Here is a 26,407-nt window from a genome sequence, read left to right as displayed (position 1 = left end):
CACATGTAAGTGCGAAGATTCGAGGTGAACCACCTGAGCGGTTTAGCGGTCCACATAGGAAATCCCCTCCTTCGAGTTGTTCGCCGACACGCGAATCCGATGCTAAAGAGCGCTTTCGATGACCGAGCCGGCTGACTCCGACGAAACCACAGTCCCGGCACCTTCCGCTGTGCCGGAGCGACGCCGCGCACCCCGGCCGCGCCGGATTCCGCGCAGCCGTGAGCAGCAGGCGCGGCTCGACGCACGCGAACCAGCCTTCGAGCCGCTGCCCTTTTCCATCGACGAAGCCGCTGCGCAGCGCCCGTTTTCCGAAAAACTCGCCGAATGGTTCGAGGCGCGCCGTTGGCAACCATTTGAATTTCAACGCGAGGTCTGGCAGGAAATCGGCCGCGGCGCGAGCGGTTTGCTGCATGCCACGACCGGCGCCGGCAAAACATGGGCCGTCTGGTTCGGCGCACTGGCCGCCTTCGCAGCCACGTCAAGCGCGCGAAAACGCAGCACGCCCCGCACGCACCCGGAGCCGCTCACAGTGCTGTGGATCACACCGATGCGCGCGCTCGCCGCGGACACCGCCCGCGCGTTGCAAAGTTCGGCGGCGGAACTGGCCGTGCCGTGGAGCGTCGGCTTGCGCACCGGCGACACGTCGTCGGCCGAGCGCGCGCGGCAGAACCGGCGCATGCCGTCGGCGCTGGTCACAACGCCGGAGAGTCTCTCGCTCATCCTCACTCGCCCCGATGCGCGCGATGTGCTTGCACACGTGCGGCTGGTGATCGTCGACGAATGGCATGAGCTGCTCGGCAACAAGCGCGGCACGCAGACGCAACTCGCGCTCGCGCGGCTCGCGCATTGGCGTCCTGAAGTGCAGGTGTGGGGTTTGTCGGCGACGCTCGGCAATCTGTCTTTCGCCGCCGATGTTCTGCTTGCGTCCGTGAAGACGCCACGCGTAAGCGTGCATGGCGCGCTGCCGAAAGCACTGATCGTCGATACGGTGATTCCGGAGACCATTGAGCGGTTTCCGTGGGGCGGTCATGTGGGCATGCGCCAGGTCGGCGCCGTGGCCGAGGCGATCGGCGAAGCGCAGACCTCGCTCGTGTTTACCAATACGCGCTCGCAATGCGAAGTCTGGTATCAGGCACTGCTCGAAGCGCGGCCCGAATGGGCCGGCCTGATCGCGCTGCATCACGGCTCGCTCGATCAGGAAGTGCGCGAATGGGTCGAGCGTGGCCTCAAGAGCGGCTTGTTGAAAGTGGTGGTGTGCACGTCGAGCCTCGATCTCGGCGTCGACTTTCTGCCGGTGGAGCGCGTGTTTCAGATCGGCTCGCCCAAGGGCGTCGCGCGTTTGATGCAGCGCGCAGGCCGTTCGGGTCACGCGCCGGGGCGGCCGTCGCGTGTCACGATCGTGCCCACGCATGCGCTCGAACTGGTCGAGGCCGCCGCCGCGCGCGAAGCCGTCGAGAAGCGTCAGATAGAAGGCCGCGAAACGCCTGAGAAACCGTTCGACGTGCTGGTGCAGCATCTCGTCACCGTGGCGATCGGCGGCGGTTTCGAGGCGCGCGAACTGTACGGCGAAATTCGCAGCACCTATGCCTACCGTCAACTGACGCAGGCGGAGTTCGACTGGGCGCTCGGCTTCGTCGAAGGCGGCGGCACGGCGTTGCGCGCGTATCCCGACTATCATCGCGTGGTGCGCGAAAGCGACGGCTTGTACCGCGTGCCGCGCGAGGATCTGGTGCGAAGGCATCGCAACAATATCGGCACCATCGTCGCGAACGGCACGTTGAATGTCGCTTATCTTGCCGGCGGCCGGATCGGCGCGATCGAGGAATCGTTCATTTCACGGCTGAAACCGGGCGATATATTTACTTTCGGCGGACGTGCACTCGAATTGATCCGCGTACAGGATATGACCGCGTGGGTGCGGCGCGCGACCTCCTCGCGCGGAGCCATGCCGCAATGGGCGGGCAGCCGTATGCCGCTTTCCTCCGAACTCGCGGACGCCACGCTGACGATGCTCGCACGCGCCGCCGCCGGCATCTACGACGAACCCGAAATGCGCGCCGTGCGGCCGCTGCTCGAATTGCAGCAGAAGTGGTCGGCCTTGCCCGAACCGGGCGTGCTGGTGGTGGAGTTGGTGAAATCGCGCGAAGGGCACCACTTCTTTTGCTATCCATTTGCCGGGCGCACGGCGCATATCGGTTTAGGCGCGCTGCTGGCATGGCGCGTCGCGCGCGAAAAACCCGGTACATTTTCTATTTCGATGAACGACTATGGTTTCGAGCTGTTGTCCGCGCAACCATTCGATTGGGCTGCGCAACTCGAAAGCGGATTGCTCTCGTCAAACGAACTGGATCACGACATTCTCGCCAGCCTCAATTCCTCCGAACTCTCGATGCGGCGTTTTCGCGAGATTGCGCGCGTGTCGGGGCTGGTGTTTCAGGGGCATCCCGGGCAGCAGAAAAGCGCGCGGCAACTGCAGGCGTCGAGTGGTCTCTTCTACGAGATCTTTCGCAATCACGATCGCGGCAATCTGTTGCTCAATCAGGCCGACGATGAAGTGCTTCTGCAGGAACTCGACGCCCACCGCATTCGCATTGCGCTCGAACGCATGAACGCGAGCCGCGTGGTCGTCACGCGGCCGAAAAAACCGACGCCATTCGCGTTTCCGCTGATTGTCGGACGCCTGCGAGAAAAAGTCAGCACGGAGAAGCTCGCGGATCGCGTCGAGCGGATGCTGGCCGAACTCGAGAAGGGCGGCCCGCACATGAAGCCGGCTTCGTTGCTGGTGGAGATTGCCGGGCATCCTCTCGTGCTGTCGAGCTTGCGCGCGGCGTTCGATCCGGCGCTGCGTTGTCTGTTCGTCGCCGATGCGCATTTCGGCAAGGACGCCGTGTTTCGCGCGCGCGGCATTCCGGTGCCGATCGGTTCAACCGCCGACAACCTGATGCGCCTGGATATTTTGATCGCCGAGTTCGAACCGGCCATGCTGGTGTTTCTCGGCGACCTGCTGCATGCGCGCGAGGCGCACGCGGCCGAGACACTCGACGCATTGCACGTCTGGCGCGCGCGGCATGCGCGGCTGCGGGTCGTGCTGGTCGAAGGCAATCACGACCGCCATGCGGGCGCGCTGCCGGCGACGCTCGACGTCGAGTATGTCCAGGAGCCCTGGCGTGTCGGGCCGTGGGCGCTGTGTCATTACCCGCAGAATGCCGAAGGTGCGTATGCGCTCGCGGGGCATGTGCATCCGGTGTATCGGATTGCGACGCGCAACGATTCGGTACGGGTTCCGTGTTTCCGGTTCGGGACGGCGGGCGGCGTGTTGCCTGCGTTCGGGAGCTTTACTGGAGGGACGCGAGAGGACGGTCGTGTCGCTGGGGAGAAGGTTTTTCTGGTGGTGCAGGAGAGGGTGATTGAAGTGGTGTGACGCGGGATTTCGTACTGGTTGTTTGAGCGATCAGTTTGCTGAGGTTGAAGATGGAGCGAGCGGACGATGGTCGTTCGCTCGCTCCGTTTAGCATCGGTAGGGAGGCCGGTCTCCCGGCCTCCGTGCGATGAAGGAACGTCGCTCCGTTAGTGGTTGCCGCCGCCGTGGCCTCCGCCACCGCCGCCGTAGCCGCCACCGTGGCCTCCGAAGCCGCCGCCGAAGCCGCCGCCGTGGCCTGAGCCAAAGCCGCCGCCGAAGCCGCCTCCATGGCCTTGGCCTCCGTTGCCCCCGCCTGGGCCATTTCCGCCCTTGCCGCCGTCGCCGCCGTGACCGTGGCCACCTGCGCCGGGGCCACCGTTGCCGCCGTTACCGCCGTTGCCGGGGCCGCCTGCGCCGGGGCCGCCGTTGCCCGGGCCACCTGCGCCAGGACCACCGTTGCCCTTGCCGCCGTTGCCTGGACCGCCTGCGCCAGGACCACCGTTGCCGCCATTGCCGGGGCCGCCCGTGCCGGGACCGCTGCCGCCCTTGCCGCCGTTGCCTGGGCCGCCTGCGCCTGGACCACCGTTGCCCGGGCCACCTGCGCCAGGACCACCGCCGCCTTTGCCGCCGTTGCCAGAGCCACCGTTGCCGCCGTTGCCTGGGCCGCCTGCGCCAGGACCGCCGTTGCCCGAGCCACCCGCGCCAGGACCACCGCCGCCCTTGCCGCCGTTGCCGGAGCCACCGTTGCCCGGACCACCGTTGCCTGAGCCACCTGCGCCGGGACCGCCGTTGCCCGAGCCACCCGCGCCGGGACCACCGCCGCCTTTGCCGCCATTGCCGGAGCCACCGTTGCCGCCGTTACCCGGGCCGCCCGCGCCAGGACCACCGTTGCCCGAGCCACCCGCGCCAGGACCACCGCCGCCTTTGCCACCGTTACCGGAGCCACCGTTGCCGCCATTGCCCGGGCCGCCTGCGCCGGGGCCTCCGTTGCCCGAGCCGCCTGCGCCGGGGCCGCCGCCTTTGCCGCCATTGCCGGAGCCACCGTTGCCGCCGTTGCCCGGGCCGCCTGCGCCAGGACCGCCGTTGCCCGAGCCACCCGCGCCGGGACCGCCGCCTTTGCCGCCGTTGCCGGAGCCACCGTTGCCGCCGTTGCCGGGGCCGCCTGCGCCGGGACCGCCATTGCCCGACCCACCTACGCCGACACCGCTTCCGCCCTTGCCGCCGTCGCCGTGACCGCCTTCCCCATGGCCACCGTTGCCATGACCGCCGTCCCCAGGACCGTTCCCGCCCTTGCCGCCATCGCCGTGACCGCCGTCTCCATGACCACCTTCGCCGTGAGCGCCGTCGCCATGGCCACCGTCACCATGACCGCCTTCACCATGCCCGCCGTCACCATGACCACCGTCACCGTGACCGCCTTCACCATGGCCACCGTCGCCATGACCGCCATCGCCATGGCCACCGTCGCCATGACCGCCATCGCCATGGCCGCCTTCTCCACGGCCGCCATCGCCGTGGCCACCGTCACCGTGACCGCCTTCACCATGGCCACCGTCGCCATGACCGCCTTCTCCATGGCCACCGTCGCCATGACCGCCATCTCCGTGACCGCCGTCGCCATGGCCACCGTCACCATGGCCACCGTCACCATGACCGCCTTCACCATGACCGCCGTCGCCATGACCGCCATCTCCATGGCCGCCGTCGCCATGGCCACCGTCACCATGGCCACCGTCACCATGACCGCCTTCACCATGACCGCCGTCGCCATGACCGCCTTCACCATGACCGCCTTCACCATGACCGCCTTCACCATGGCCACCGTCACCGTGACCGCCTTCACCATGACCGCCGTCACCATGGCCACCGTCACCGTGGCCGCCTTCACCATGGCCACCGTCACCGTGACCATGACCGCCATCTCCGTGACCGCCATCGCCATGGCCACCATCTCCGTGACCACCATCTCCATGACCATGGCCACCGTCGCCGTGACCACCATCACCATGGCCACCGTCTCCATCACCGTCGCCTCCATGGCCGTGGCCATGACCGCCGTCACCATGATGACCGCCATCGCCGTGGTGGCCATGATGACCGTGGTGCCCATGACCATGGCCGCCGCCGTCACCGCCGTCACCTCCACTGCCACCGTCACCTCCACTGCCGCCGTCACCGCCATCCCCGCCGGTGCCGCCGGTGCCGCCGCCGTTGCCGCCATCACCTCCGGTGCCGGTTCCGCCGTTACCACTGCCGCTCCCTGTGCTTCCGGAACCCAGTCCCGACGAGCCCGAACCACTCCCGCCGCTATTGCCCGCAGTAGCCGTCCCGGTCGACGAAGTCCCGCCGCCGCTTTGCGTGCCCCCGGCCGCTACCGCCCCCACCCCACCCGCGGCGAATCCACTTCCACCAGGCATCACGAGGCTTCTGCTTTGCCGGATGCAGCCGGGCGTGCCCGCACAATCATCCGGCAACGCCTGCGCCAACATCATCACGTTCGAACTGACCGACGGCGCGGCCGACACGGACGGATCAGTTTGCGCACCCGCCATCGCCGCATACAGACTCACAGCAACTGCGAATACCGCCCGGCGCGTCCCCAGCACCAGTGCGTCCCCGTTTTGCTTTTTCATTTCATTCTCCTAACTATATGCTTTTTAGCGACCGGCCCTGGTAACAAGCGAATCTCTGTTCACTGTTAAAAATGAAACCTCAACGCCCGGTCGTCATCGCCTCGCGTCACGCTAAAACCACATGACATTCGGCATCTCTCGCACGGAAAACCCCGGTCCGATTCAACGTGATTCGAGAGAGGACAACCGGCTGTGCGCGAACCCCGATTTTGAAAACGCACAGCTGGGCCTGATGGACGTTGAAGTTATGCGCAGTGCCATTCAGCGACCGTGCGTTACCCCACGCAGTGCGATATCGCCACGGTTTTTACGATGAATTGCGCAGCTGAACTGTCAGAGATCGTCAATTACCGGCTTTATAAATAGGAGAGAGTTTTTGTCCATAGATACGCAGTACAAACTATTATTTTTTACGTTTTCTTTAATCCACGTGATCAGACTAACCATGCAACCATGGTTCGAATGCCTAACATACGTGTGCATCCGAACACAAAACAGAAGTTGCCCATGCAGGAGTGAGTGCAATCACACAGACGGCGCAACTCGGACTATTTGCCCAGCGCCATGATCGCCCCCGCGCTTCGACAACGCATAAGGCCGTCGCGTGAATAAAAGCAGTCCGTCATCGGACCAGCCGCCCTACTCGCCGTATAAAACTTTCGGCCCGCAGCGCATTCCGACTGCCGCGCAAACTCACGGCCACTCCCTTTATGAATTCGTCAGCGATATATGCGCCATCGCACGGACCGGGTGTGAATTCCGATTCGGGCGACAATACGAGCATCGCAACTCCATCGACAACAGGAAAAAGATGCTTCTATCCGAACAATGGGTGCTGGTCACGGGGGGCGCTCGCGGACTCGGCGCGGCGATCACGCGCGCACTGCTGCGCGAAGGCGCGAGTGTGGTCGTCAACTATCGCAACAGCGAAACATCGGCGCTCGCACTGAAAGAGGAATTCGGCAATCGGGTGCTGCCACTTCGAGCGGACGTCACGGACGCGGCCGCCGTCGCGCGCCTGTTTGACAAAGCGCAGTTGCAAACCGGCCAACCCATCGTGTCAGTGGTCAACAACGCGCTGGCCGACTTCCGGTTCGATGGCGATGCTCGCCCGAAAATCGATTCCATCGCCTGGGCGCGTTTCCAGCAGCAACTCGACGGCTCGCTCAAAGGCGCGCTCAACACGATTCAGGCGGCCGTTACCGGCATGCGTTCGCGTGGGTTCGGCCGCATCGTCAACGTGGGCACCAATCTGTTTCAGAACCCCGTCGTTCCCTATCACGACTACACGGCGGCCAAGGCGGCGCTGTTGTCGCTCACGCGCACCGCTGCCCACGACCTCGGTCCGGACGGCATCACGGTGAACATGGTGTCGGGCGGACTGCTGCGCACCACCGACGCGAGCGCGGCCACGCCGGAATTCGTCTTCGACCTGATCGCGAGCTCCACGCCAGTGCGCCGCGTCACGACACCGGAAGAATTCGCGGATGCGGTCCTGTTCTTCCTGTCGCCGTGGTCACGCGCGGTGACCGGCCAGAATCTGATCGTCGACGGCGGCCTCGTAAAGAGCTAGGCGATCTGCTGAACACTCGCTCGCGCTCCCACGCGCGAGCGAGCCGGACCGGGAAGTGTCGCTGCGCACCCACCACGCAGCGGCGCACCCAACACATTCCCGCAGTATCTTTGTCCGAAGCATTTCCACCATCCGTGGCGCCCGGCGGGGCTTCGCCACCGTCAAGGCTCCCGCAAGCTTGCCGTGCCAGCCCGCGCGCTCAATCGGTAAAAAACGCGGGTTTACCTTGGTTTGACTTCAGAAGGCAGGCTCGTTTACTGGACGCAAACAAGCCTTCAGGACACTTCCAATTTGCTTTGGTCAGCTGAATAGTGTTCTGCGAATCTCTCCCACTATCTCAGGAGATTGAGCCATGGTTAATGTGTCCAGCAGCGCCGTCGACGAACTGAAAACCGCCATGCGCGGTCAGGTTCTGTTACCCGGCGACGCGACCTTCGACGAAGCACGCAGCATCTGGAACGCGATGATCGACCGGCATCCGGCGATCATCCTGCGTTGCGCGGGCGTTGCCGACGTGCGCCAGGGCGTGGCGTTCGCGCGCGAGAACGGCCTGCCGCTCGCGATTCGCGGCGGCGGCCACAACATCGGCGGCAGCGCATTGTGCAACGACGGAGTCGTGCTCGACCTGTCGCGGATGAAATCGGTGCAGATCGATCCCGCGGCGCGTCGCGCGTATGTCGAACCGGGCGCGACGCTGCACGATTTCGACCATGAAGCGCAGGCCTTCGGGCTCGCCACGCCGCTTGGCATCAACTCGACCACCGGCGTCGCGGGCCTGACGCTCGGCGGCGGCTTCGGCTGGCTGAGCCGCAGATATGGCATGACCGTGGACAATCTGGTGTCGGCCGACGTCGTCACCGCCGAAGGCGAACTGGTCCATGCAAGCGCCGATTCGCACGAAGACCTGTTCTGGGCGATTCGCGGCGGCGGCGGCAATTTCGGCGTGGTCACGCGCTTCGAGTTCGTGCTGCATGCGGTCGGACCGCTGGTCTACGGCGGCCTCGTAGTCCTGCCGATCGAGCAGGCAAAGGACGCCTTGGTGAAATACCGCGCGGCGCAATCCGCGATGCCGAAGGAACTGAGCGTGTGGGCCGTGCTGCGGCTCGCGCCGCCATTGCCGTTTCTGCCGCCCGAAGTCCACGGCAAGCCGGTGATCGTCTTCGCAATGTGCTATACCGGCGCCGTCGAAAGCGGTCCGTCCACGGTGGAATTCGTACGCGCTTTCGGAACGCCGCTCGGCGAACATCTCGGCCCAATGCCGTATGCCATGTGGCAACAGGCGTTCGACCCGCTGCTCACGCCGGGCGCGCGCAACTACTGGAAATCGCACAATCTGGTCGACATTCCGGACGGCCTCATCGACGCGCTGCTCAACGCGATCGATAACCTGCCGACGCCGCAATGCGAGATTTTCTTCGGGCAGATCGGCGAGCAGACCCGGAGCGTGCCAGTCGAAGCCACCGCCTATTCGAGCCGCGACACGGTGTACGCGATGAACGTGCACGGCCGCTGGGACGATGCGAGCGATGACGAGCGCTGCGTAGGCTGGGCCCGCGCATTTTTCGATGCCGCCGCGCCGTTCGCGCTGGGCAGCGTCTACGTCAACTTCATGACGGAAGAGGAAGGCGGACGCGTCGCCGACGCGTACGGGCCGAACTACGAACGCCTCGTCGCTGTAAAAAACCGCTACGATCCACGCAACCTGTTCCGTCACAACCAGAACATCCGGCCGTCGGTGTAGTAGTGAGCGGGCGGGGCGACGGCCGCCGGCAATTCGCGCGTGGCCCCGCCCACGCGCGCCGCACCAGTACTGAACACGCGCACCGCGGGGTCGGGCACGCTATGTGCTGGTTAGCAATCAGCGTACGGGCTTGTCGGCGTCACGCCCTTACCGCCTGAACGTAAACGAACAACGCCACTTTCATAACACCAATAACGCAAAAGGAAAACAATCATGCGTAGACGACAATTCATCATGACGACCAGCGCCGCGCTCGCCACCGCCGGACTCGGCCTTGCCGGCTGCACGACCACGTCGCCGTCCTCGAGCGCATCGCCTTCGGCCAACGCGGGCAAACGGGACAGCATCAATGCCGGGGTCGATTCCACGCTGTCGCGTCTCTACGAGAACGTCACAGGCTCACGTGAACTGGTGGCCAAGGCGCGCGGCGTTCTGGTGTTCCCGAACGTCATCTCGGCGGGCTTCTGGGTCGGCGGCCAATACGGCGAAGGCGCATTGCGCGTGGGTGGCCGCACGGCGGGTTACTACAGCACCGTCGCGGGCTCGTTCGGTTTGCAGATCGGAGCGCAGTCCAAGGCGCTGATCTTCCTGTTCATGACGCAAGAAGCACTCGACAAATTCACGAGCAGCCAGGGCTGGGCAGCCGGTGCGGACGCCACCGTCGCTTTGCTGAAGATCGGCGCGAACGGCGCGGTCGATACCTCTACCGCCACCAGTCCGGTCGAAGCCTTTGTGCTGACGAACGGCGGACTGATGGCCGGCGTATCGCTCGAAGGCACCAAGGTTTCGCGTCTGATGATCTGAACGTGAGCGTCCACGCGCACTGCCAGACAGCCGCCTCGCCGGCTGTCTGGCATCTCTAACTCGCGCGCAGCGGAAGCTGCCGCCGCGTTACCCGCCTCCCGGTCATCCAGACCGCCCTGCTGTAAAATCCACGCTTTTTGCAATCTTGCCCGGCCACCGCTGCGCCCCAGGCCAGGACACTCATCTGTCTGCGGACGCGCGTCTCGCTTGCATGCACGCCGTCAGCCCGGACTTCCCACCTCGCTGAAGATGAACACCGCTCGTCCCACTCATGGCTGGCTCGCCACGCTGCCCGGCATCAAAAGCAATGTCCTCGCAGGACTGACCTCGTCGTTCGCGCTGGCGCCGGAATGCATCGCCTTCGCGCTGGTCGCCCATCTCAATCCGTTGATGGGGCTGTACGGTGCCTTCTTCATCTGCGCCATCACGGCGCTATTCGGCGGACGACCCGGCATGATTTCCGGAGCCGCCGGTTCGATGGCGGTGGTCATCGTGGCGCTCGTCGTGCAACACGGCGCGCAATATCTTCTTGCCACCGTGATCCTGAGCGGCATCTTGATGGTGCTGTTCGGCGCGCTGCGGCTCGGCAAACTGATCCGCATGGTCCCGCATCCGGTGATGCTCGGCTTCGTCAACGGACTGGCGATCATCATCGCGATGGCGCAGCTCGCGCACTTCAGGCAGAGCACGCCGCAAGGCGAGCAATGGCTGCACGGCAGCGCGCTGCTCGTGATGTGCGGACTCGTCGCGCTGACCATGGCGATCGTCTATCTGCTGCCGCGGCTCACGCGCGCGGCGCCGCCCGCGCTGGTGGCGATCGTCGGCGTGGGTCTCTTCACGCAGTGGCTGCCTGTGCCGACCCGCATGCTCGGCGACATGGCGCACATTGCGGGCGGCCTGCCGAGTCTGCATATGCCGGGCGTCCCGCTGAATCTGGACACGCTTCATGTGGTGCTGCCCTACGCGGTGCTGATGGCGATCGTCGGTCTGCTGGAAACGCTGCTGACCTTCAACCTGACCGACGAGATCACCGAAACGCGCGGCCAGCCGAATCGTGAATGCCTCGCGCTCGGCGCCGCGAATATCGCCTCGGGTCTGTTCGGCGGCATGGGCGGTTGCGCCATGATCGGCCAGACCATGATCAATCTGAATTCGGGCGGCCGGTCGCGCCTGTCCGGCGTCGTCAGCGGCGTGATGATCCTGATGTACATCCTGTTTCTGTCGCCGCTGATCGAACGCATTCCGCTGGCGGCGCTGGTCGGTGTGATGTTCGTGGTGGCGCAACAGACTTTCGCGTGGGGTTCGCTGCGCGTGCTCGGCAAGGTGCCGCGCAACGACGCGCTGGTGATCGTGGCGGTCAGCGTCATCACCGTGTTTTCCGATCTGGCGATCGCGGTGTTGTGCGGCATCGTGATCGCCGCGCTCAATTTTGCGTGGCAGCACGCTCGTGAAATCCACGCGCATGTCGAAGACCGCGCCGGCGACAAGATTTACGCGCCACGCGGCACGCTGTTTTTCGCATCGACCACCCGCTTTCACGAGCTTTTCGACCCGGCGGAAGATCCCGAGCGCGTCACCGTCGACTGCCGCGATCTGCTGCTGGCAGATCATTCAGCCCTGGCGGCATTGCAAGCGCTGGTCGAACGTTATCGAAAAGCCGGCAAGGAATTGAGCATGAAGAACTTGTCCGAACGCAACCGGCGCCTGCTGAGCCGCGCCGGTATCGCGCTAGCTTGACGCACGCTCAGCGCAGGCTAGCGTCGTTCCGGCAGCGTGAACACCGCCGCGGACGCCGCAGCGATTCATGTCACTCTTCGGATTAACGGCGGAACGGGACAGAAAACTTCAGGCTTTGCCGATCGGCTTCGGGCGCAGGGCCAGGACGAGGGTGTGGGAGGCGCGGCTCACGACGCAACGGACGCGGCGGCGCCTTCACACCTGATTATGTGCACGCGAGGTGGGCGACGATTTATTCCGCCGGCAGCGTCAGCGAGGCAACTTCGCAGCGCGGCCACTGACGCAGGACGTCAGGCGCCAGCAACAACTTGGCGGCTCGCACGCCCGCGCCCATGACGATCTGGGTCCGCTCCATGACGGCGGCATCGACGAGAATGCGCCAGTCGTCCGGCAGACCGAAGGCCGTGATACCGCCGAACTCCATGCCGCTATGCTCGACCGCCGCTTCCCGTTTGGCGAAAGAAAGCCGCTGCGCGCCCAGCGCCGCCTTCACCGCGCCGTTGATGTCGAGCCGCAGTGAACCCAGCGAGACCACCGCCGCGTAATGCTCGCCGCCGTCTTTCTTGTGGCGGATCACGATCGTGTTCGCGCAGTCTTCCAGACCGAAGCCGTAGCGCGCGCTGAATGCGGCGGTGTCCGACGCGTCGTCGGTGACGGAGAAAACCGTGACGCCTTGCGCCGGCAACTGCTCGACCACATGCGCAGGCAAATGCGCGTCCAATTGTTCCGCTGCAATGACGTCCAGCCGCTGTACGAGTTCGTGCGAGTGCATAGTGAGCAAAGTGTGTGAGGATCCCTGCGCATTCTAACGGCACACCTGGCTCATGGTGCGCCGACGGTGCCGGCACGTGACCGGCACGCACGCGGCGCGCGCCGGTCGCGCTTGTTATAGTGACAGGCACAAGGTTTGCGAAAGGCTTGAACGCGAAGACTGCGGCGAAGCTGCCCGATCTGTCCGCACACACCCGGTCCGCACCCGCCCCCTCGTATTGCCCGCGCGGCGCCAGCACCCATTGGGAACACGACCATGGACATCGACACGCTTTCCGCCGAGAACCTCCAGCAAGTGGCCCGCAAACAGGCCAACTGGGCCATCGGCGCCTTCAAACAGTTCGCCGAAGACCGCTGCGCGGCCATGGCCGCCAGCATCGCTTTCTATGCGGCGTTCTCGCTTGCGCCCACGCTGGTGATGGTGATCGCCGTGGCCGGCTGGTTCTTCGGCGCCGAAGCCGCGCGCGGCGAGTTATTCACCCATATCCACGGACTGCTCGGCGATCAGGCCGCCGCGGGCGTCCAGACGATCGTCGAGAACGCGCATCACAGCGGCAGCGCGGGTGGCATCGCGGCCGTGATCTCGCTCGTGACGCTGGTGATCGGCGCCTCCGCGACCTTTTCGTCGCTCAATAGCGCACTCAATATAGTCTGGCCGAATACCGGGCCGCGTTCGTCGAGCGTGATCGCACTCGTGCGCGTGCGGCTGATTTCGTTCGGGCTGGTGCTCGGCGTCGCGTTTTTGCTGATCGTGTCGCTGGTGCTCGATACCGTCATCACCTTCGTCGGCAAGTGGCTGTGGGGCGACTCGCCGTATGTCGTGATCGGCAATCTTCTGCAACTCGGCGTCGGCTTGCTCGTGCTGGCGTTCGCTTTCGCGGGCTTGCTCAAGTTTTTGCCGGATGCGCGCGTGCGCTGGCGCGATGCGTTCGTCGGCGGGATAGTCGCAGCCGCGCTGTTTTCGGCGGGCAAAAAGTTGTTCGCGCTGTATCTCGCGCACGCCGGCATGGCCACCTCGTTCGGCGCGGCCGGTTCGCTCGCCGTGCTGCTGATGTGGTTGTACTTCTCCGCCGCCGTGCTGCTGCTCGGTGCGGAATTCTCGGCGGCGCGCGGGCGCATGCATGATCCGCGCGGAGGCTGGGGTATGCAGAACGAGACGCCGCCGGGCAGCCGTGCCAAGCTCGCCTCGGTGCTGGCGGCATCGACTGTTGGCGCGGATGCGGTGCCGCACGCCGAAGCGCAAGCGGACGAACGCGCCGCGTGGGGCGACGCCGCTCGCACTCCCGCCATGCGCGCCGCGAGGGCCCGCGCGCTGGACGGCGCCGCGCCGGCGGCGACTTTCCAGACGCAAGCCAGAAACAGGCCGTCGGCGCGGGCAACGGCGCTCAAGGTCGGGCGCACGGTCGTGCTCGCTGAAGCGCAAGCGACCCGCATCGCCGCCGTCACACTGATCGAAGCGAGCCGCAAAGCCGTTGCGGCCGACCGCTATGTGAGGCGGCATCCGTGGACTTCGGTGCTCGTGGCGGCGACTGCCGGACTGGCTGCAGCGATGGTCGCGCGCCGCAATACCGATAACAGCGAACGCTAAGACATTCAGTCGCGGTCCGGCTTCACGGGCCGCATCTGCAAGCGCCTGCACGGGTGCGCCTGCTCACAACGACGAAAACCTGTCTAGCCGCTCCGTCAAGCCAGATCCGCTTCAATTCTTATGGAAACGCTACAGAACGAGCCGGAAAATTAGACGACATCATTACATTTAGCCTACAAATCAATGTCGAAAGTACGCGTATTGGAGTCGTCACTGTCATCAAAACAACAATAATGCTGAGTCAACGAATAAATGTTGCTGAAACAGAAATAATCGTTAACGCGCTTTAAATACAAGGCTTTGCGTGATTTGTCAGTTTTTGGAGACACTCTTTTTTTTCCAGTTCTTGCCGATTGACCCGGTGAGCTATTCTCCTTTCCGCAACAAAGAAACTAATCATCTGCGTGGAGAAATGGATGAAACGAATCGCACTGTCTACCCTCTCGCTGGCGCTCCTCGGCGTCACTGGCGTGGCACATGCTCAAAGCAGCGTGACCCTGTACGGTTTGATCGACGAATCGATCCAGTACGCTCACAACACGGTTGACGCGAACGGCAAGAACTCGAATCAGGTCGGCCTGGTCGGCGGCAACCTGCAAGGTCCGCGTTTCGGCTTGAAGGGCACGGAAGACCTCGGCGGTGGCCTGAAGGCAATCTTCCAGTTGGAAAACGGCTTTGACGTGAACAACGGCAAGCTGAGTCAAGGCGGCCGTATGTTCGGTCGTCAAGCGTATGTCGGCCTGACGGGTGATCAGTGGGGTACGTTCACGCTGGGTCGTCAATACGACCCGCTGGTCGACCTGGTTCAGCCGCTGACGGCTGACAACTACTTCGGTTCGACCTTCACCACGCCGGGCGATGTCGACAACAACGACAACTCCTCGCGCACGAACAGCGCCATCAAGTACACCTCGCCGGTGTGGGGCGGCTTCCAGTTCGAAGGCATGTACGCTCTGGGCGGCGTGGCTGGCGCAACGGGTTCGGGTCAATCGTGGTCGGGCGCTGCAACGTATGCAACGGGCCCGTTCAGCGTGGCTGCTGGTTACTTCCGCATGGACAACGGCAACACGCTGGCTAGCCGCACCGCCGGCACGCCGCCGACGGCTGGCTGGAACGGCAGCACGTCGGACGGCACGTTCGACAACCAGGTCAACGGCGCATACGCCGCGGCCAAGTCGATCGGCATCGCTTCGGTTGCTGTGCAATATGTCGCAGGCCCGTTCACGGCCAACCTGCGTTACAGCAACGCACAGTACAAGCCGGACGCGAACTCGGGCTTCGGTTCGACCCAGAAGTACAACGTCGGTGGCGCATACCTGGGTTACCAGGCAACGCCGGCAATGCTGGTTGGCGTGGGCTACATCTACACCAAGGCTAGCGGCGATTCGAGCGCAACGTATCACCAGGTTTCCCTGGGCGGCGACTACAACCTGTCGAAGCGCACGGACGTCTACCTGGTCGGCGCATATCAGCACGCAAGCGGCCAGCAACGCACGTCGGCCGGTACGCTGGTCGATGCAGGCGCAGCAATCGGTTCGTACGGCTACAACTCGGCTTCCAGCTCGCAAGAACTGGTCAGCCTGGGCATCCGCCACAAGTTCTAATCGAACTTGACGGACTGCTGAAGCAACACGCAGTTGAAGACCAGCCACGGGCGAAAGCCTGTGGCTGGTTTTTTTTCGTCCTGAGTTCTTTGACGCTTCTCGATGACCCAATGAAAAAGGCCGCCAGCAAGCCCGCTTCAGGCTCCTGACGACCTCTGCTGTACTGCTTCCCGCCGAGCCCGCACTGAGCCCGCGCTTCACGCCGGCCCGACGCGTGCGACCGCGTCTGTCTTCGGCCTACTTCCGCTGCGCCTTGCCCCTCTCCGCCTGCGCCAACGTCTGCGCGGGCTTCGCGTCGAGTTCATGCTCGATGCCGTCAGCGCCCACCGGCGCGCGATGCAGCACCAGCGCCCGCTCCCGCTGCAACAGCGGCACATTCGGCGATTCCTGCCAGTCCGGATCGGGGATCTCGCCGAACACCTGGCGCAGCCGCTCGCCCCATGTCCGGTGAATCATTTCGAAGTACGCGTTGTCGTGATCGATCGAAACGAAGCGCGTGACGCGCAGCGTGTCCTTCTGGTAGACCAGCAGATCGAGCGGCAGGCCGACCGACAGATTCGAGCGCAGCGTTGAGTCCATGGAGATCAGCGCGCATTTGGCGGCTTCGTCGAGCGGCGTGGACGGCGTCAACACGCGGTCGATGATCGGCTTGCCGTACTTGGCCTCGCCGATCTGGAAATACGGATTGACCGCCGACGCCTCGATGAAATTGCCGGCCGCGTAGATCATGAACAGGCGCGGCCGGTTGCCCGCGATCTGCCCACCGAGAATGAAGCTGCAATTGAAGTCGACGCCGAATTCCTGCAACGCCTCGGCCTCGCGCTGATGCACGCAACGCACCGCGCGGCCGATCACGCGGGCGGCGTCGGCCATGGTCGGCGCGCTCCAGAGCGTGGGCTGGGAAGGATCGGTGGGCTCGGACAACTCGTGCAGCACCGCTTGAGTCAGCGACAGATTGCCGGCGCCCAGCAGCGTGAGCATGCGTTCGCCCGGCAACTCGAACACCGACATCTTGCGCGCGGTGCTGATGTGATCGACGCCCGCATTGGTGCGCGTGTCCGAGAGGAACACGAGACCGTCGTCGACGGACATCGCGACACAGTAAGTCATAAGAAAAGGTACCCGCAAAAAAACAACTGAACGGCGCTATTGTAATGCGGCGCGCATGCGCCTCTATCCCGTTATATCCCGTTTATCGGCCGTCGCGGGCCTATTCTGAATGGCGATATGAGGGCTGGCGCTCACTGGCGCCTCCGGAGCCCTTTTGTGAGCCGCCCTCGTTGCGCGTCTACTGAGACTGTTGCCCGCTGACCGTAACGGACACTTTAAGCTGTTCTTCCAGCCCGCCGATACGCCGGCCACGCACCGGCGCGGCGGCTTCGTAGTCACGCGCGACGGCGAGACGGCAGTAGAGTTCGCTGGCAAACGCCGCATGCGTGACGTCGATGGAAATCCAGCCCTTGCCTTCGACCCACACGTCGACCCACGCATGGCTCGCGCCGTGCGTCACCTCGCCGGGTTCGATATAGCCGCTTACGTAGCGCGCCGGAATGCCGCGCGCGCGGCAGCACGCGAGCATCAGATGCGCGTGGTCCTGACATACGCCGTTGCCGAGTTCGAGCGCCTGGGCCGCCGTGCTGGTGACTTCGGTAATGCCCGGGTTGTACTTCACGCGCTGCACGATCTGTTCGGAGAGCGCGATCAGATTCGCCGAACTGGTCAAGCTCGGCACCGATTCGGCCAGCTCACGGACCGCCGCATCGGCCTCGGTCAAGCGCGTCGAGCAGGTGAAATGCTCGAGCGGAATCGGGCCGACGGCGTCGGGCAAATGGCCGTCGATCAGCGCAATCGTGTCCACTTCGCCGGCCACGTGCAGACGAATCTCGCTATGCGGCTTGTTGATGACCAGCGTGTGCAGCACGTTGCCGTAAGCGTCGAAGGTCGCGTCGAGCTTGCCCGGTGCGTCGATGCTCCAGCGCCGTACGACCTGCGAGGCGCCGCTCGCCGGCGTCAGACGCAGTTGCTGGATCGAATAATGGACAGTCGCTTCGTAGCGATAGGACGTGTCGTGGCGGATCGTCAGGTACATAAAGAAACTCCGTCAGGCGACTGGCAACATCAGATAGGTACGCGCAACCAGATTGCCCAGCTCGAACACGCGAGCGAGGAACTGTGTCAGATAGGCGTGCAGGCCGGCTTCGAAAATCTGCCGGATGTCGGAGTACACGAGTTCGGCGCGCAGCTTGCCGGCGAACCGTTCGCACTGGTTCGAACCGGAGGTGCGCAGCATCGCCAGATTCACGCAGACGCCTTCGAGCGACGCCAGCAGCGAACGCGGCATCTGCTGATTCAGGATCATCAGTTCGACCACGCGCGCCGGCGTGACGACGTCGCGATACACCTTGCGATAGATCTCCAGCGCCGACACCGAACTCAGGATCGAAGTCCAGTAATAGAAATCTTCGAGCTGGCGCGCGGCATCGCGTGAATTCGGTTCCACGTCGGCAAAGCGCACGTCGAGAATCCGTGCGGTGTTGTCGGCGCGTTCGAGGAAGGTGCCGAGCTGCGTGAAGAAGAACGCGTCGTCCTGCAGCGCGGTGCCGATCGTCACGCCGCGCGACAGGTGCGAGCGGAACTTGACCCATTCGAACAGCGCGCCCGGATTGCTCGCGGCCTGCCCCGCCGAAGCGCGCTCGTTGAATTCGAGCCACGTGTCGTTGATAGTTTCCCACCACTCGGTCGTCAGCGTGCCGCGCACGGCGCGGGCGTTTTCGCGCGCGGCCTGGAGACACGAATGAATACTCGACGGATTGGTCGCATCGGCCACCATGAAATCGAGCACGTGTTCGCGGGTCGGTTCGTCGTAACGCTGCGCGAAGGCGGTTTCGAGTTCGGAGATGCGCAGCACCGAGCGTTGCGCGCGCGCCTCCTGGTCGGGCGTCTGCGGCAACAGCAGCGCCTTCAGGTTGATATCGAGCATGCGGGCGGTGTTCTCCGCGCGCTCCATGTAGCGGGCCATCCAGAAAAGGTGATCGGCGGTTCGGCTTAGCATGACGGCGTTCCGTATCTGATGACGCGAGGCCTTGTCGAGGTAAAAGGCCCGCGCTGGTTATCCGTGTGCACCGGCGGCGCGCGTGTTGCGTATCACGTGCTGCCCGGCGCGTTGGGTTGCGGGCGCGGTTGCGTGAACCCTGTGCAACCGCATCGGCAACCGCGTCAGTCGACCATCCACGTATCTTTGGTCCCGCCTCCCTGCGACGAATTGACGACGAGCGAGCCCTCCTGCAATGCCACGCGCGTCAGTCCGCCGGCGACCATCGTGACGGTCTTGCCGGACAGCACGAACGGCCGCAGGTCGATATGGCGCGGCGCGATGCCGGCTTCGACGAAGGTCGGACATGCGGAGAGCGCGAGCGTGGGCTGCGCGATGTAGCCAGCGGGACGCGCGATCAAGCGCTCACGGAAGGATTCGATTTCGGCTTTCGTCGAAGCCGGTCCGACGAGCATGCCGTAGCCGCCCGCGCCGTGCACTTCCTTGACGACCAGTTCCGGCAGATGCGCGAGCGTGTACGCCAGATCGTCGGGCTTGCGGCACTGGAACGTGGGCACGTTGTTGAGAATCGGCTTCTCGCCGAGGTAAAACTCGATCATTTCCGGCACGTACGGGTAGATCGATTTGTCGTCGGCGATGCCGGTGCCCATCGCGTTCGCGAGAGCGACGCGGCCCGCGCGATACGCGGTCAGCAAACCGGGCACGCCGAGCGCCGAGTCGTTGCGGAAGGCGAGCGGATCGAGAAAATCGTCATCGACGCGGCGGTAGATCACGTCGACGCGCTTCGGCCCTTGCGTCGTACGCATGAACACATAGTTGTCGTCGACGAACAGGTCCTTGCCTTCCACCAGTTCCACGCCCATCTGCTGCGCGAGGAAGGTGTGCTCGAAATACGCGGAGTTGTACATGCCCGGCGTGAGCACCACCACGACCGGATCGTCGACGCCTTCGGGCGCGACCGAGCGCAGCGTATCGAGTAGCAGATCGGGGTAATGCGCGACCGGCGCAATGCGGTTCTGCACGAACAGCTCGGGGAAAAGCCGCATCATCATCTTGCGGTTTTCGAGCATATAGGAGACGCCCGACGGCACCCGCAGGTTGTCTTCGAGCACGTAGAACTCGCCTTCGTCGCCCGCTCGCACCACGTCGACGCCGGCGATATGCGCGTAAACACCGAGCGGCACATTCACGCCCTGCATTTCAGGCCGGTATTGCGCGTTGGTGTAGACCTGCTCGGCCGGCACGATGCCGGCGCGCACGATATTGCGGTCGTGATAGACGTCGTGGATGAACAGATTGAGCGCCTGCACGCGCTGACGCAAACCGGCCTCCAGCGTCTGCCATTCACCGCGCGGAATGATGCGCGGAATCAGGTCGAATGGGATCAACCGCTCAGTGCCGGACAGGTCGCCGTTCACCGCGAAGGTGATGCCGACCCGGCGAAACAGCAGGTCGGCTTCCGCACGCTTGCGTGCGATCGCCTCGTTGCCCTGCTTCACCAGCCACCGCTCAAAGCGCGCGTAGTGTGGCCGCACGGCATCGTCATGATGACGCATCTCGTCATAGCATCGCATGTCACGCCCCGCTCTTGTTGTCGGATAGAAGGCGAATGCGCTGCGCATTCGGTGTTCGACAATCGATCAAGCAAGCGCTATGCCATTGAGCTTTCTGCGTACTAAACCGCCTGCATGCACGCGAATAGCGCATCCCGGCCGGCATGGCTTCGCTGTCATCGTACTGCGGCGGCCCACGATGCGCTAGTACAGTGCATGTGCGGCGCGGCGGTGCACGGGCAGAGCAGGTCATGTGAGGCATCCGGCGAAATCGCAATACGCCGCGTACGCATAAAAAATCCCCGTGGATTCTCACCCACGGGGATTCGGACAACGTGTACTGCGGATCGAACCGAGGGCATGTGCCTCGGTTCGCCTCAAGCGTCAACCATTGTTAAAACAGCGGCGACGCGTGAAGCTCGATCAGCCCGCAGCAGCGTCTTTCAGCTTCTTCAGCGGACGTGCCTTGATGCGCACGCTAGCCGGCTTGGCCGGGAACCAACGCTCTTCGCCCGAGAACGGGTCTTTGCCGAAGCGCTTCTTCTTCGCCGGGACAGCTTGCACGACGATCTTCAGAAGACCCGACAGCGTGAATTCGCCAGCGCCCTTCTTGTGCACGGCGCCGAGGATCGTGTCTTCGAGCGCGGCCAGAACAGCCTTGGCGGTTTTCGGTTCCACAGCAGCGCGTTCAGCGACGTGTGCAGCCAGCGAGGCCTTCGTGAAGGTGTCCTTGATCGGCGACGGAGCGCTGGACGCCTTCACGGCGACCTTCTTAGCTGCGACGGCCTTCTTCGCAGGAACTTTCTTTGCAGCAACCTTCTTGGCGGGTACCGGGGCAGCAGCCTTCTTGGCCACCTTTTTTGCGGAAGTCGGCATGTTTCTCCTACCTGTTGTGGTCAGTGAATTGCACGAAGCGCACACCGTATGCGCACGCTTCAACGCCGGATTCTACAAGCGCTAATACGATTTGCGCGACTCTTTTATGTATAACAGCGAAGGTTTGTTGCGCGGCGCAGACTGCGCAACACATTTTGATGCTTGTTTTAGCGGGTAAACATGCGTCGGCGAGCCTGGCAACACCAACACGCAACGTACGTTACAAGTCATTTCGATGCATGAATAACGGCACTTTCTGCGCCTGACCATCGCCGGCGGATCGCTCGATGATCGCGAAAAACACTTCATGACTCGCTCGCCGCGCACTTTCACGCGGCAGAAAAAACACGCCCCCTGCAGCGAAAAACGCTGCAGGGGGCAGTCAATCTCGCCCTGCGACAGAAAATCGCGGGGGGCGTCAAAACACTTTTACTGCCGGTTGACGTGTTTAAGATCGTGTTCGCTTTCCTTCACGTGAGCCCAATACTCGTTCTCGTCTCGCGCCATGCCGAGCTCGCCATTGCGATAGGCCATCGCCAGCGCGAGATTGGCCTCGGGTAACTCCGCATTGGCCGCGCGCGTGAGCCATTGAAGCGCCAACGCGTCGTCGTGCGGCAGCGTCGCGCCGAAGCGATACTCGTTGGCAAGCTGGAATTGCGCGAGCGGCAAGCCCGCTTGCGCCGCCTGTTCGAGCCAGCGAATCGCCGCGCCGGCGTCGCGCGCCACGCCGTAGCCGTTGCGATAGAGCGTCGCGAGATCGTAGGCCGCCTGGGCATCGCGTGAATTATGCGACGCCGCCAGCGTCAGCCAACGGCGGCTTTCCACGTAGTCCGGCGCGACGCCGGGCAACCCGCGCAACAAAAGATGCCCGAGCGTGGCACGCGCACGCGGTGCGCCCTCGTGCGCAAGCCGGCGATAGCGCTCGACGCCTTCGCGTTGCTCGTCGATTTGCGGCGAACTCACCAGCACGTCCGCGAGCGCTTCGCGCGCCGCCGCGTTGCCGAACGCGGACGTCAACCGCAATTGCCACAGCGGCCAGGCCGTATGCGTCGCCGTGCCTTGCATTTGCCAGTCGTCGATCTGCACGCTGGACACGCGCGTGGCAGCCACCGTGGCGAACGTCCCGGCGCAGATCGTCACGGCCGCCGCCAGCGTCAAAGCGAAGCGCGCGTTCATTGATTGAGGTCCACGGAGTAGACCGCGAGCCCCTTGCCGGTGCCGTCGTCGGCCTGGATCTGCGCGACGTTGGTAATGCCGTTGGCCTGCGCGAGCGCTGTCAGGTTCGGCGCCGACAGGAAGGTCACCGGACCGGCCGTCGCCACCTTCGTGAAGCGCCAGCTACGATCGCTGCCGTTGCTCGCCGCCTTGATGGCCTGCACTTTCTTGATGTAGGCGATCAGCACGTCGCGGCTCGCGTCCGGCGACGCGTAAATCGTCTTGCTGCCGTCGAGCCCCGGGAAATTCCCGCCGCCGCTCGCGCGATAGTTGTTGGTGGCGACGATGAACGACTGCGTATCCGAAATCGCCGCGCCCTGATATTTCAGGTTGCGAATCCGGCTGCCGACCGCCTGCGTGACGTCGATTTCGTAGCTGAAATCCTTCGACGTGATCATGTCGAAGTTATAACCGGGATACGTGCTGACGAGCGCCTGCGAAGCGGTGTTCGCGGGATCGATCTGGTTGAAGCGCTTCGCCGCGGTTTCGAGCCAGGCCTTCAGATCGGCGCCCGTGACCTTCACCGCGTAGATCGTGTTCGGGTACAGGTAGAGGTCCGCGGCGTTGTTGATCGCCACGTTGCCTTGCGCGACGTCGGTGAAATCGTTACCGCCGCCGAAGCCGCTCTTGAACGGCGCGCTCACCGAAAGCACCGGAATGCCCGCATATTGCGGCAGATTCGCGTTGATATAGTCCTGCGTGTAGGCCGCTTGCGCCTGGTTCACGATCTCGATTGCCGACACGTCGCCCACATCCGCGAAGTAAGTGGTCATGCGGAAATCGGTCGTGCCGATCGGCGTTTTCACGTAGTTGATGGTCGCGGCGTGTTCGGCGGCGATTGCCTGCGAGATCGACGGATCGACGGCGACGTAGCTTTTATCCGCGTTCTGGATCGAGCGTGCTTCCGCGGTGCTCGAGGTGCGGTCCACCGTCCACGTGCCGTTCGTGTAGTTCAACGCGAGCTTGATCACGCCGAGATGCTTGCCCCAGAAATTCGCCATCACGGTCGGCACGCCGTTGACGGTGCCCTTCACCTTGTCGACGCCCGGCAGATTGAATTGCGTGACGGTGCTGTTTTTATCGGGGAAAACCTGGTGCGAGTGGCCGATCAGCATCGCGTCGATGCCGGCCACTTTCGACAAATAATAGCTGCCGTTTTCCATCGACGGCGAATAGGTCGAGTTATCGAGGCCGCCATGCGACATTGCCACGATGATCTGCGCGCCCTTCGCCTTCATTTCCGGCACGTACTTCGACGCGCTTTCCACGAGGCCTTGCGTATAGACGTTGCCGTCGAGCCAGCGCTTGTCCCACGCCATGATCGCGGGCGGCGTGAAGCCGATCACACCGATCTTCACCGGCGCGCTGACGGTCTTGCCGTCGGGTGTCGTGGCCGTGATCGTGCGTTCGAGGATCGTGTATGGCTTGAAGATCGGCTGCTGCGATTTCGCGCCGAGCACGTTGGAGAGCACCAGCGGAAAGTTCGGCCCCGCGCAGGCCGGCTGCGAGGCGACCGGGCTCATGTTCGGCACATCGAACGCACTGCCGGTGACTTGCGCGAGAAACGGCAGGCCGTAGTTGAATTCGTGATTGCCGATCGTGCCCGCATCGTACTTGAGCAGATTCATGACCTTGTAGACGCCGAGCGTGGTCTGGCAATCGACCGGCGCGACTTGCGCCTGATAATCGGCGAGCGCGGTGCCCTGGATCGTGTCGCCGTCGTCGAGCAACAGCGTGTTGGGAAATTCCTTGCGCGCCGCCGCGATCAGCGTCGCCGTGCGCTCCAGACCGAGCGACTTGTCTTCCGCCAGCTTGTAGTAGTCGTAGCTCAGCAGATTGGTATGGATGTCGGTGGTTTCCAGCAACGCGAGCGTCGCGGTCGTGCCGTTCGCCACTGCCGGCGCGGGCGTGTCCACGCTGCTGCTGCACGCCGTGATACCCACGGCGATACCGATCGCGCTCAGCGCACCCAAGGTTCCCACCGCGCCGATCGCGCCACGCGCGCGCAGCCGCTTGCCCGCCATCAAGGTCACTCGCATCCTTACCGCCCTCCGGTTTGTTGTGTTGTCATGCCGGTCCATCGGGCCGGCTCTGCCTTACAAACAATTACAGAGGCGCAAGCGTACGGTGGCTTTATGACAATGATTTGTATGGCATCGGATAGCTATAAGTAATCTGCAGGCGCGGATCGCGGGCCTATTGCGCGAGCCGCGGCAGGATGCCGGCGAGCTTCGTGAGCGCGGCATCGATGTGCTCGACCGCGATATTGCCGTAGCCGAACATCAGGCCCGGCTGCGCCTTCGCGCGCACATGAAACCGCGCGAGTCCATACAAGCCGATCGATGCTTCACGCGCCGCGCTCACCACCGCTTCTTCCGTCAGCGGCGTTTTCAGACGCGCCGCCATGTGGATGCCGGCCGTCGGCACGATCGGATCGAACCAGGGCGCGAGACCGCCGTGCAGATGATCGAGCAGCATCGCGCGGCGCGCCGCGTAGGTCTTGTGCATGCGCCGCAGATGCTTGGCGAATTCACCGTTGAGCATGAACGACGCGAGCGCCGTTTGCGTGAGCGTGCAGCCGTGCCAGTCGCCGATCTGGCGCGCCTTGATGAGCGCACCGTAGAGCGAGGCCGGCGGCACCACATAGCCGACGCGCAGCTCGGGAAAGATCGTCTTCGAAAACGTGCCGACATAGGCGACGAGTCCGGCGCGGTCGAGACTTTTCAGCGGCTCCATCGGCCGTCCTTCGAAACGGTACTCGCAGTCGTAGTCGTCCTCGATGATCACCGCGCCGCGTTTCTGCGCCCATTCGAGCAATTCCACACGCCGCTCGAGGCTCATCGGCATGCCGAGCGGAAACTGATGCGAGGGCGTCACGTAGACGAGCCGCGCCTTGTCCGGCAGCTTGCTGACGATCAGGCCTTCAGCGTCCACCGGCACGGGCACCACGCGCGCGCCGGTGGCCTTCAGGCACGCCTGCGCCGGCGTATAGCCAGGATCCTCGATCGCCGCGACTTCGCCCGCGCGCAAGGTGATGCGCGCCAGCAGATCGAGCGCGTGCTGCGCGCCTTGCGTGACGATCACGTCTTCCCAGTTGCTTGTGACCGCGCGGTTGAAGGCCAGATAGCGCGAGATCGCGAGGCGCAGCTCCTGCTCGCCGGCCGTGTCGCGATAGATGCCGGGGCCGCGCGCCTGGGCACGCAACGCGTGGTTCACGCAGCGGCGCCAGACGTCGAAAGGAAATAGCGTCTTGTCGGTCGCGCCGCCGACGAAGTCTTGCGGCGACGCCACCGAAGGCTTCGGCAGGGGCAGGCTCTCGGGCATCTCGTCCCACAGCGGCTGGGCGCGTGCGGCAGCCTTCGCCTTGGCCCGCTCGCGCGACGACTCCGCGGCCCGCGCATGTGCCGAGCGCGCCACCGGCAGACGCTCCAGACCGTCGGCGACGAAGGTGCCCGAGCCGCCGCGCGCGCTCAGATAGCCTTCGGAGAGCAGCCGCTCGAACACGTCGAGCGTGGTCTTGCGCGACACGCCCAGTTGCGTGGCGAGGTCGCGCGTGGACGGCAGACGCGTGCCGCCCGCAAGGCGTCCTTCGAGAATACCCGCGCGCAACTGGCGATAGATCTGGCCGGACAGATCGTGATGACCTTCTACCGCGATATGGATTTCCATCCGGGTGGCTACCTCGGGTGTTTGGGAAACGGTTGCGTGGGAAGACCAATTGCAACCGTTAGCTTACCTCCGGCTGTGCTATCGGATGGACACTTTGGGCACTTCAGCGCGCGCGGCGCTTCCCCATGCAAAAATGGCGCGCCTTGCGTTGCGAGGCGCGCCATTCCTGTTTTACCGACGCACGTCACGGC

At 64.1% G+C, this 26,407-nt stretch carries 18 protein-coding genes and 1 pseudogene; 9 read left to right on the top strand and 10 right to left on the bottom strand.

The window, feature by feature from the left end; translation table 11 throughout:
* Positions 1–118: 118 nt before the first annotated feature.
* From B0G80_RS41425 to B0G80_RS46280, 3 genes and pseudogenes are all read left to right on the top strand, one after another.
* Positions 119–2,749: pseudogene (locus tag B0G80_RS41425) on the top strand (ligase-associated DNA damage response DEXH box helicase); the annotation flags it as partial.
* Positions 2,729–3,421, top strand: coding sequence for a ligase-associated DNA damage response endonuclease PdeM (gene pdeM / locus B0G80_RS47575; RefSeq protein WP_309568818.1), 693 nt, complete (start codon positions 2,729–2,731; stop codon positions 3,419–3,421). The pseudogene B0G80_RS41425 and the gene pdeM, both read left to right, overlap by 21 nt.
* A 266-nt stretch (positions 3,422–3,687) precedes the next feature.
* A complete protein-coding gene (locus B0G80_RS46280; RefSeq protein WP_181920177.1) occupies positions 3,688–4,167 on the top strand; it encodes a hypothetical protein in 480 nt (159 codons plus the stop codon).
* 425 nt (positions 4,168–4,592) lie between these two features.
* On the opposite strand, the gene B0G80_RS46275 is transcribed toward B0G80_RS46280, so the two are convergent.
* Positions 4,593–5,651 carry a hypothetical protein gene (locus B0G80_RS46275; RefSeq protein ID WP_181920176.1) on the bottom strand — a complete coding sequence of 353 codons (1,059 nt, stop codon included), beginning with the start codon at positions 5,649–5,651 and terminating at the stop codon, positions 4,593–4,595.
* Positions 5,652–6,844: 1,193 nt separating this feature from the next.
* Here B0G80_RS46275 and B0G80_RS41400 point away from each other — a divergent pair.
* From B0G80_RS41400 to B0G80_RS41385, 4 genes are all read left to right on the top strand, one after another.
* Complete coding sequence (locus B0G80_RS41400; protein ID WP_106277102.1) at positions 6,845–7,606, top strand: 3-oxoacyl-ACP reductase; 762 nt, start codon at positions 6,845–6,847, stop codon at positions 7,604–7,606.
* Between the two features lie 352 nt (positions 7,607–7,958).
* Complete coding sequence (locus B0G80_RS41395) at positions 7,959–9,347, top strand: FAD-binding oxidoreductase (protein ID WP_116123295.1); 1,389 nt, start codon at positions 7,959–7,961, stop codon at positions 9,345–9,347.
* 213 nt (positions 9,348–9,560) lie between these two features.
* On the top strand, positions 9,561–10,151 hold the full coding sequence (locus tag B0G80_RS41390; RefSeq protein WP_106277098.1) for a YSC84-related protein: 591 nt from the start codon (positions 9,561–9,563) through the stop codon (positions 10,149–10,151).
* A gap of 249 nt (positions 10,152–10,400) precedes the next feature.
* Entirely contained in the window at positions 10,401–11,888 is a 1,488-nt protein-coding gene (locus tag B0G80_RS41385) for a SulP family inorganic anion transporter (protein ID WP_116123294.1), read from the top strand.
* Between the two features lie 232 nt (positions 11,889–12,120).
* Here the strand turns inward: B0G80_RS41385 and B0G80_RS41380 are convergent, their stop codons facing one another.
* On the bottom strand, positions 12,121–12,660 hold the full coding sequence (locus B0G80_RS41380; RefSeq protein ID WP_116123293.1) for a YbaK/EbsC family protein: 540 nt from the start codon (positions 12,658–12,660) through the stop codon (positions 12,121–12,123).
* Between the two features lie 255 nt (positions 12,661–12,915).
* Here B0G80_RS41380 and B0G80_RS41375 point away from each other — a divergent pair, with 255 nt between their 5' ends.
* The gene (locus tag B0G80_RS41375) at positions 12,916–14,247 is read left to right on the top strand and encodes a YihY/virulence factor BrkB family protein (protein WP_116123292.1); all 1,332 of its coding nucleotides are present in this window, start codon (positions 12,916–12,918) and stop codon (positions 14,245–14,247) included.
* A 416-nt stretch (positions 14,248–14,663) separates the two neighbouring features.
* Entirely contained in the window at positions 14,664–15,851 is a 1,188-nt protein-coding gene (locus B0G80_RS41370; protein ID WP_116123291.1) for a porin, read from the top strand.
* Between the two features lie 237 nt (positions 15,852–16,088).
* On the opposite strand, the gene B0G80_RS41365 is transcribed toward B0G80_RS41370, so the two are convergent.
* The 8 genes from B0G80_RS41365 to B0G80_RS41330 all read right to left on the bottom strand — a co-directional run bounded on the left by B0G80_RS41365 (position 16,089) and on the right by B0G80_RS41330 (position 26,216).
* The gene (locus B0G80_RS41365) at positions 16,089–16,961 is read right to left on the bottom strand and encodes a proteasome-type protease (protein ID WP_106277090.1); all 873 of its coding nucleotides are present in this window, start codon (positions 16,959–16,961) and stop codon (positions 16,089–16,091) included.
* A 178-nt stretch (positions 16,962–17,139) separates the two neighbouring features.
* Complete coding sequence (locus B0G80_RS41360) at positions 17,140–17,940, bottom strand: transglutaminase family protein (RefSeq protein WP_106277088.1); 801 nt, start codon at positions 17,938–17,940, stop codon at positions 17,140–17,142.
* Between the two features lie 12 nt (positions 17,941–17,952).
* Positions 17,953–18,903, bottom strand: coding sequence for an alpha-E domain-containing protein (locus B0G80_RS41355; RefSeq protein WP_106277087.1), 951 nt, complete (start codon positions 18,901–18,903; stop codon positions 17,953–17,955).
* 164 nt (positions 18,904–19,067) lie between these two features.
* Positions 19,068–20,477: a circularly permuted type 2 ATP-grasp protein gene (locus B0G80_RS41350; RefSeq protein WP_012426335.1), complete on the bottom strand. Its 1,410-nt coding sequence runs from the start codon at positions 20,475–20,477 to the stop codon at positions 19,068–19,070.
* Positions 20,478–20,879: 402 nt separating this feature from the next.
* Complete coding sequence (locus B0G80_RS41345) at positions 20,880–21,332, bottom strand: HU family DNA-binding protein (RefSeq protein ID WP_035559188.1); 453 nt, start codon at positions 21,330–21,332, stop codon at positions 20,880–20,882.
* 429 nt (positions 21,333–21,761) lie between these two features.
* Complete coding sequence (locus B0G80_RS41340; protein WP_116123290.1) at positions 21,762–22,508, bottom strand: tetratricopeptide repeat protein; 747 nt, start codon at positions 22,506–22,508, stop codon at positions 21,762–21,764.
* On the bottom strand, positions 22,505–24,586 hold the full coding sequence (locus tag B0G80_RS41335) for a bifunctional 2',3'-cyclic-nucleotide 2'-phosphodiesterase/3'-nucleotidase (RefSeq protein WP_116123289.1): 2,082 nt from the start codon (positions 24,584–24,586) through the stop codon (positions 22,505–22,507). The genes B0G80_RS41340 and B0G80_RS41335 overlap by 4 nt, the downstream gene beginning before the upstream one ends.
* Before the next feature lie 157 nt (positions 24,587–24,743).
* Positions 24,744–26,216 (bottom strand): PLP-dependent aminotransferase family protein, encoded by a 1,473-nt coding sequence (locus B0G80_RS41330; RefSeq protein WP_116123288.1) that lies wholly within the window; start codon positions 26,214–26,216, stop codon positions 24,744–24,746.
* Positions 26,217–26,407: the final 191 nt, after the last annotated feature.

Origin of the sequence: Paraburkholderia sp. BL6669N2 (assembly GCF_003387275.1) — a bacterium.
Taxonomy (GTDB): domain Bacteria; phylum Pseudomonadota; class Gammaproteobacteria; order Burkholderiales; family Burkholderiaceae; genus Paraburkholderia.
Note: the sequence above shows the minus strand (reverse complement) of the source record. Positions and strands in the feature narration are given on the sequence as shown.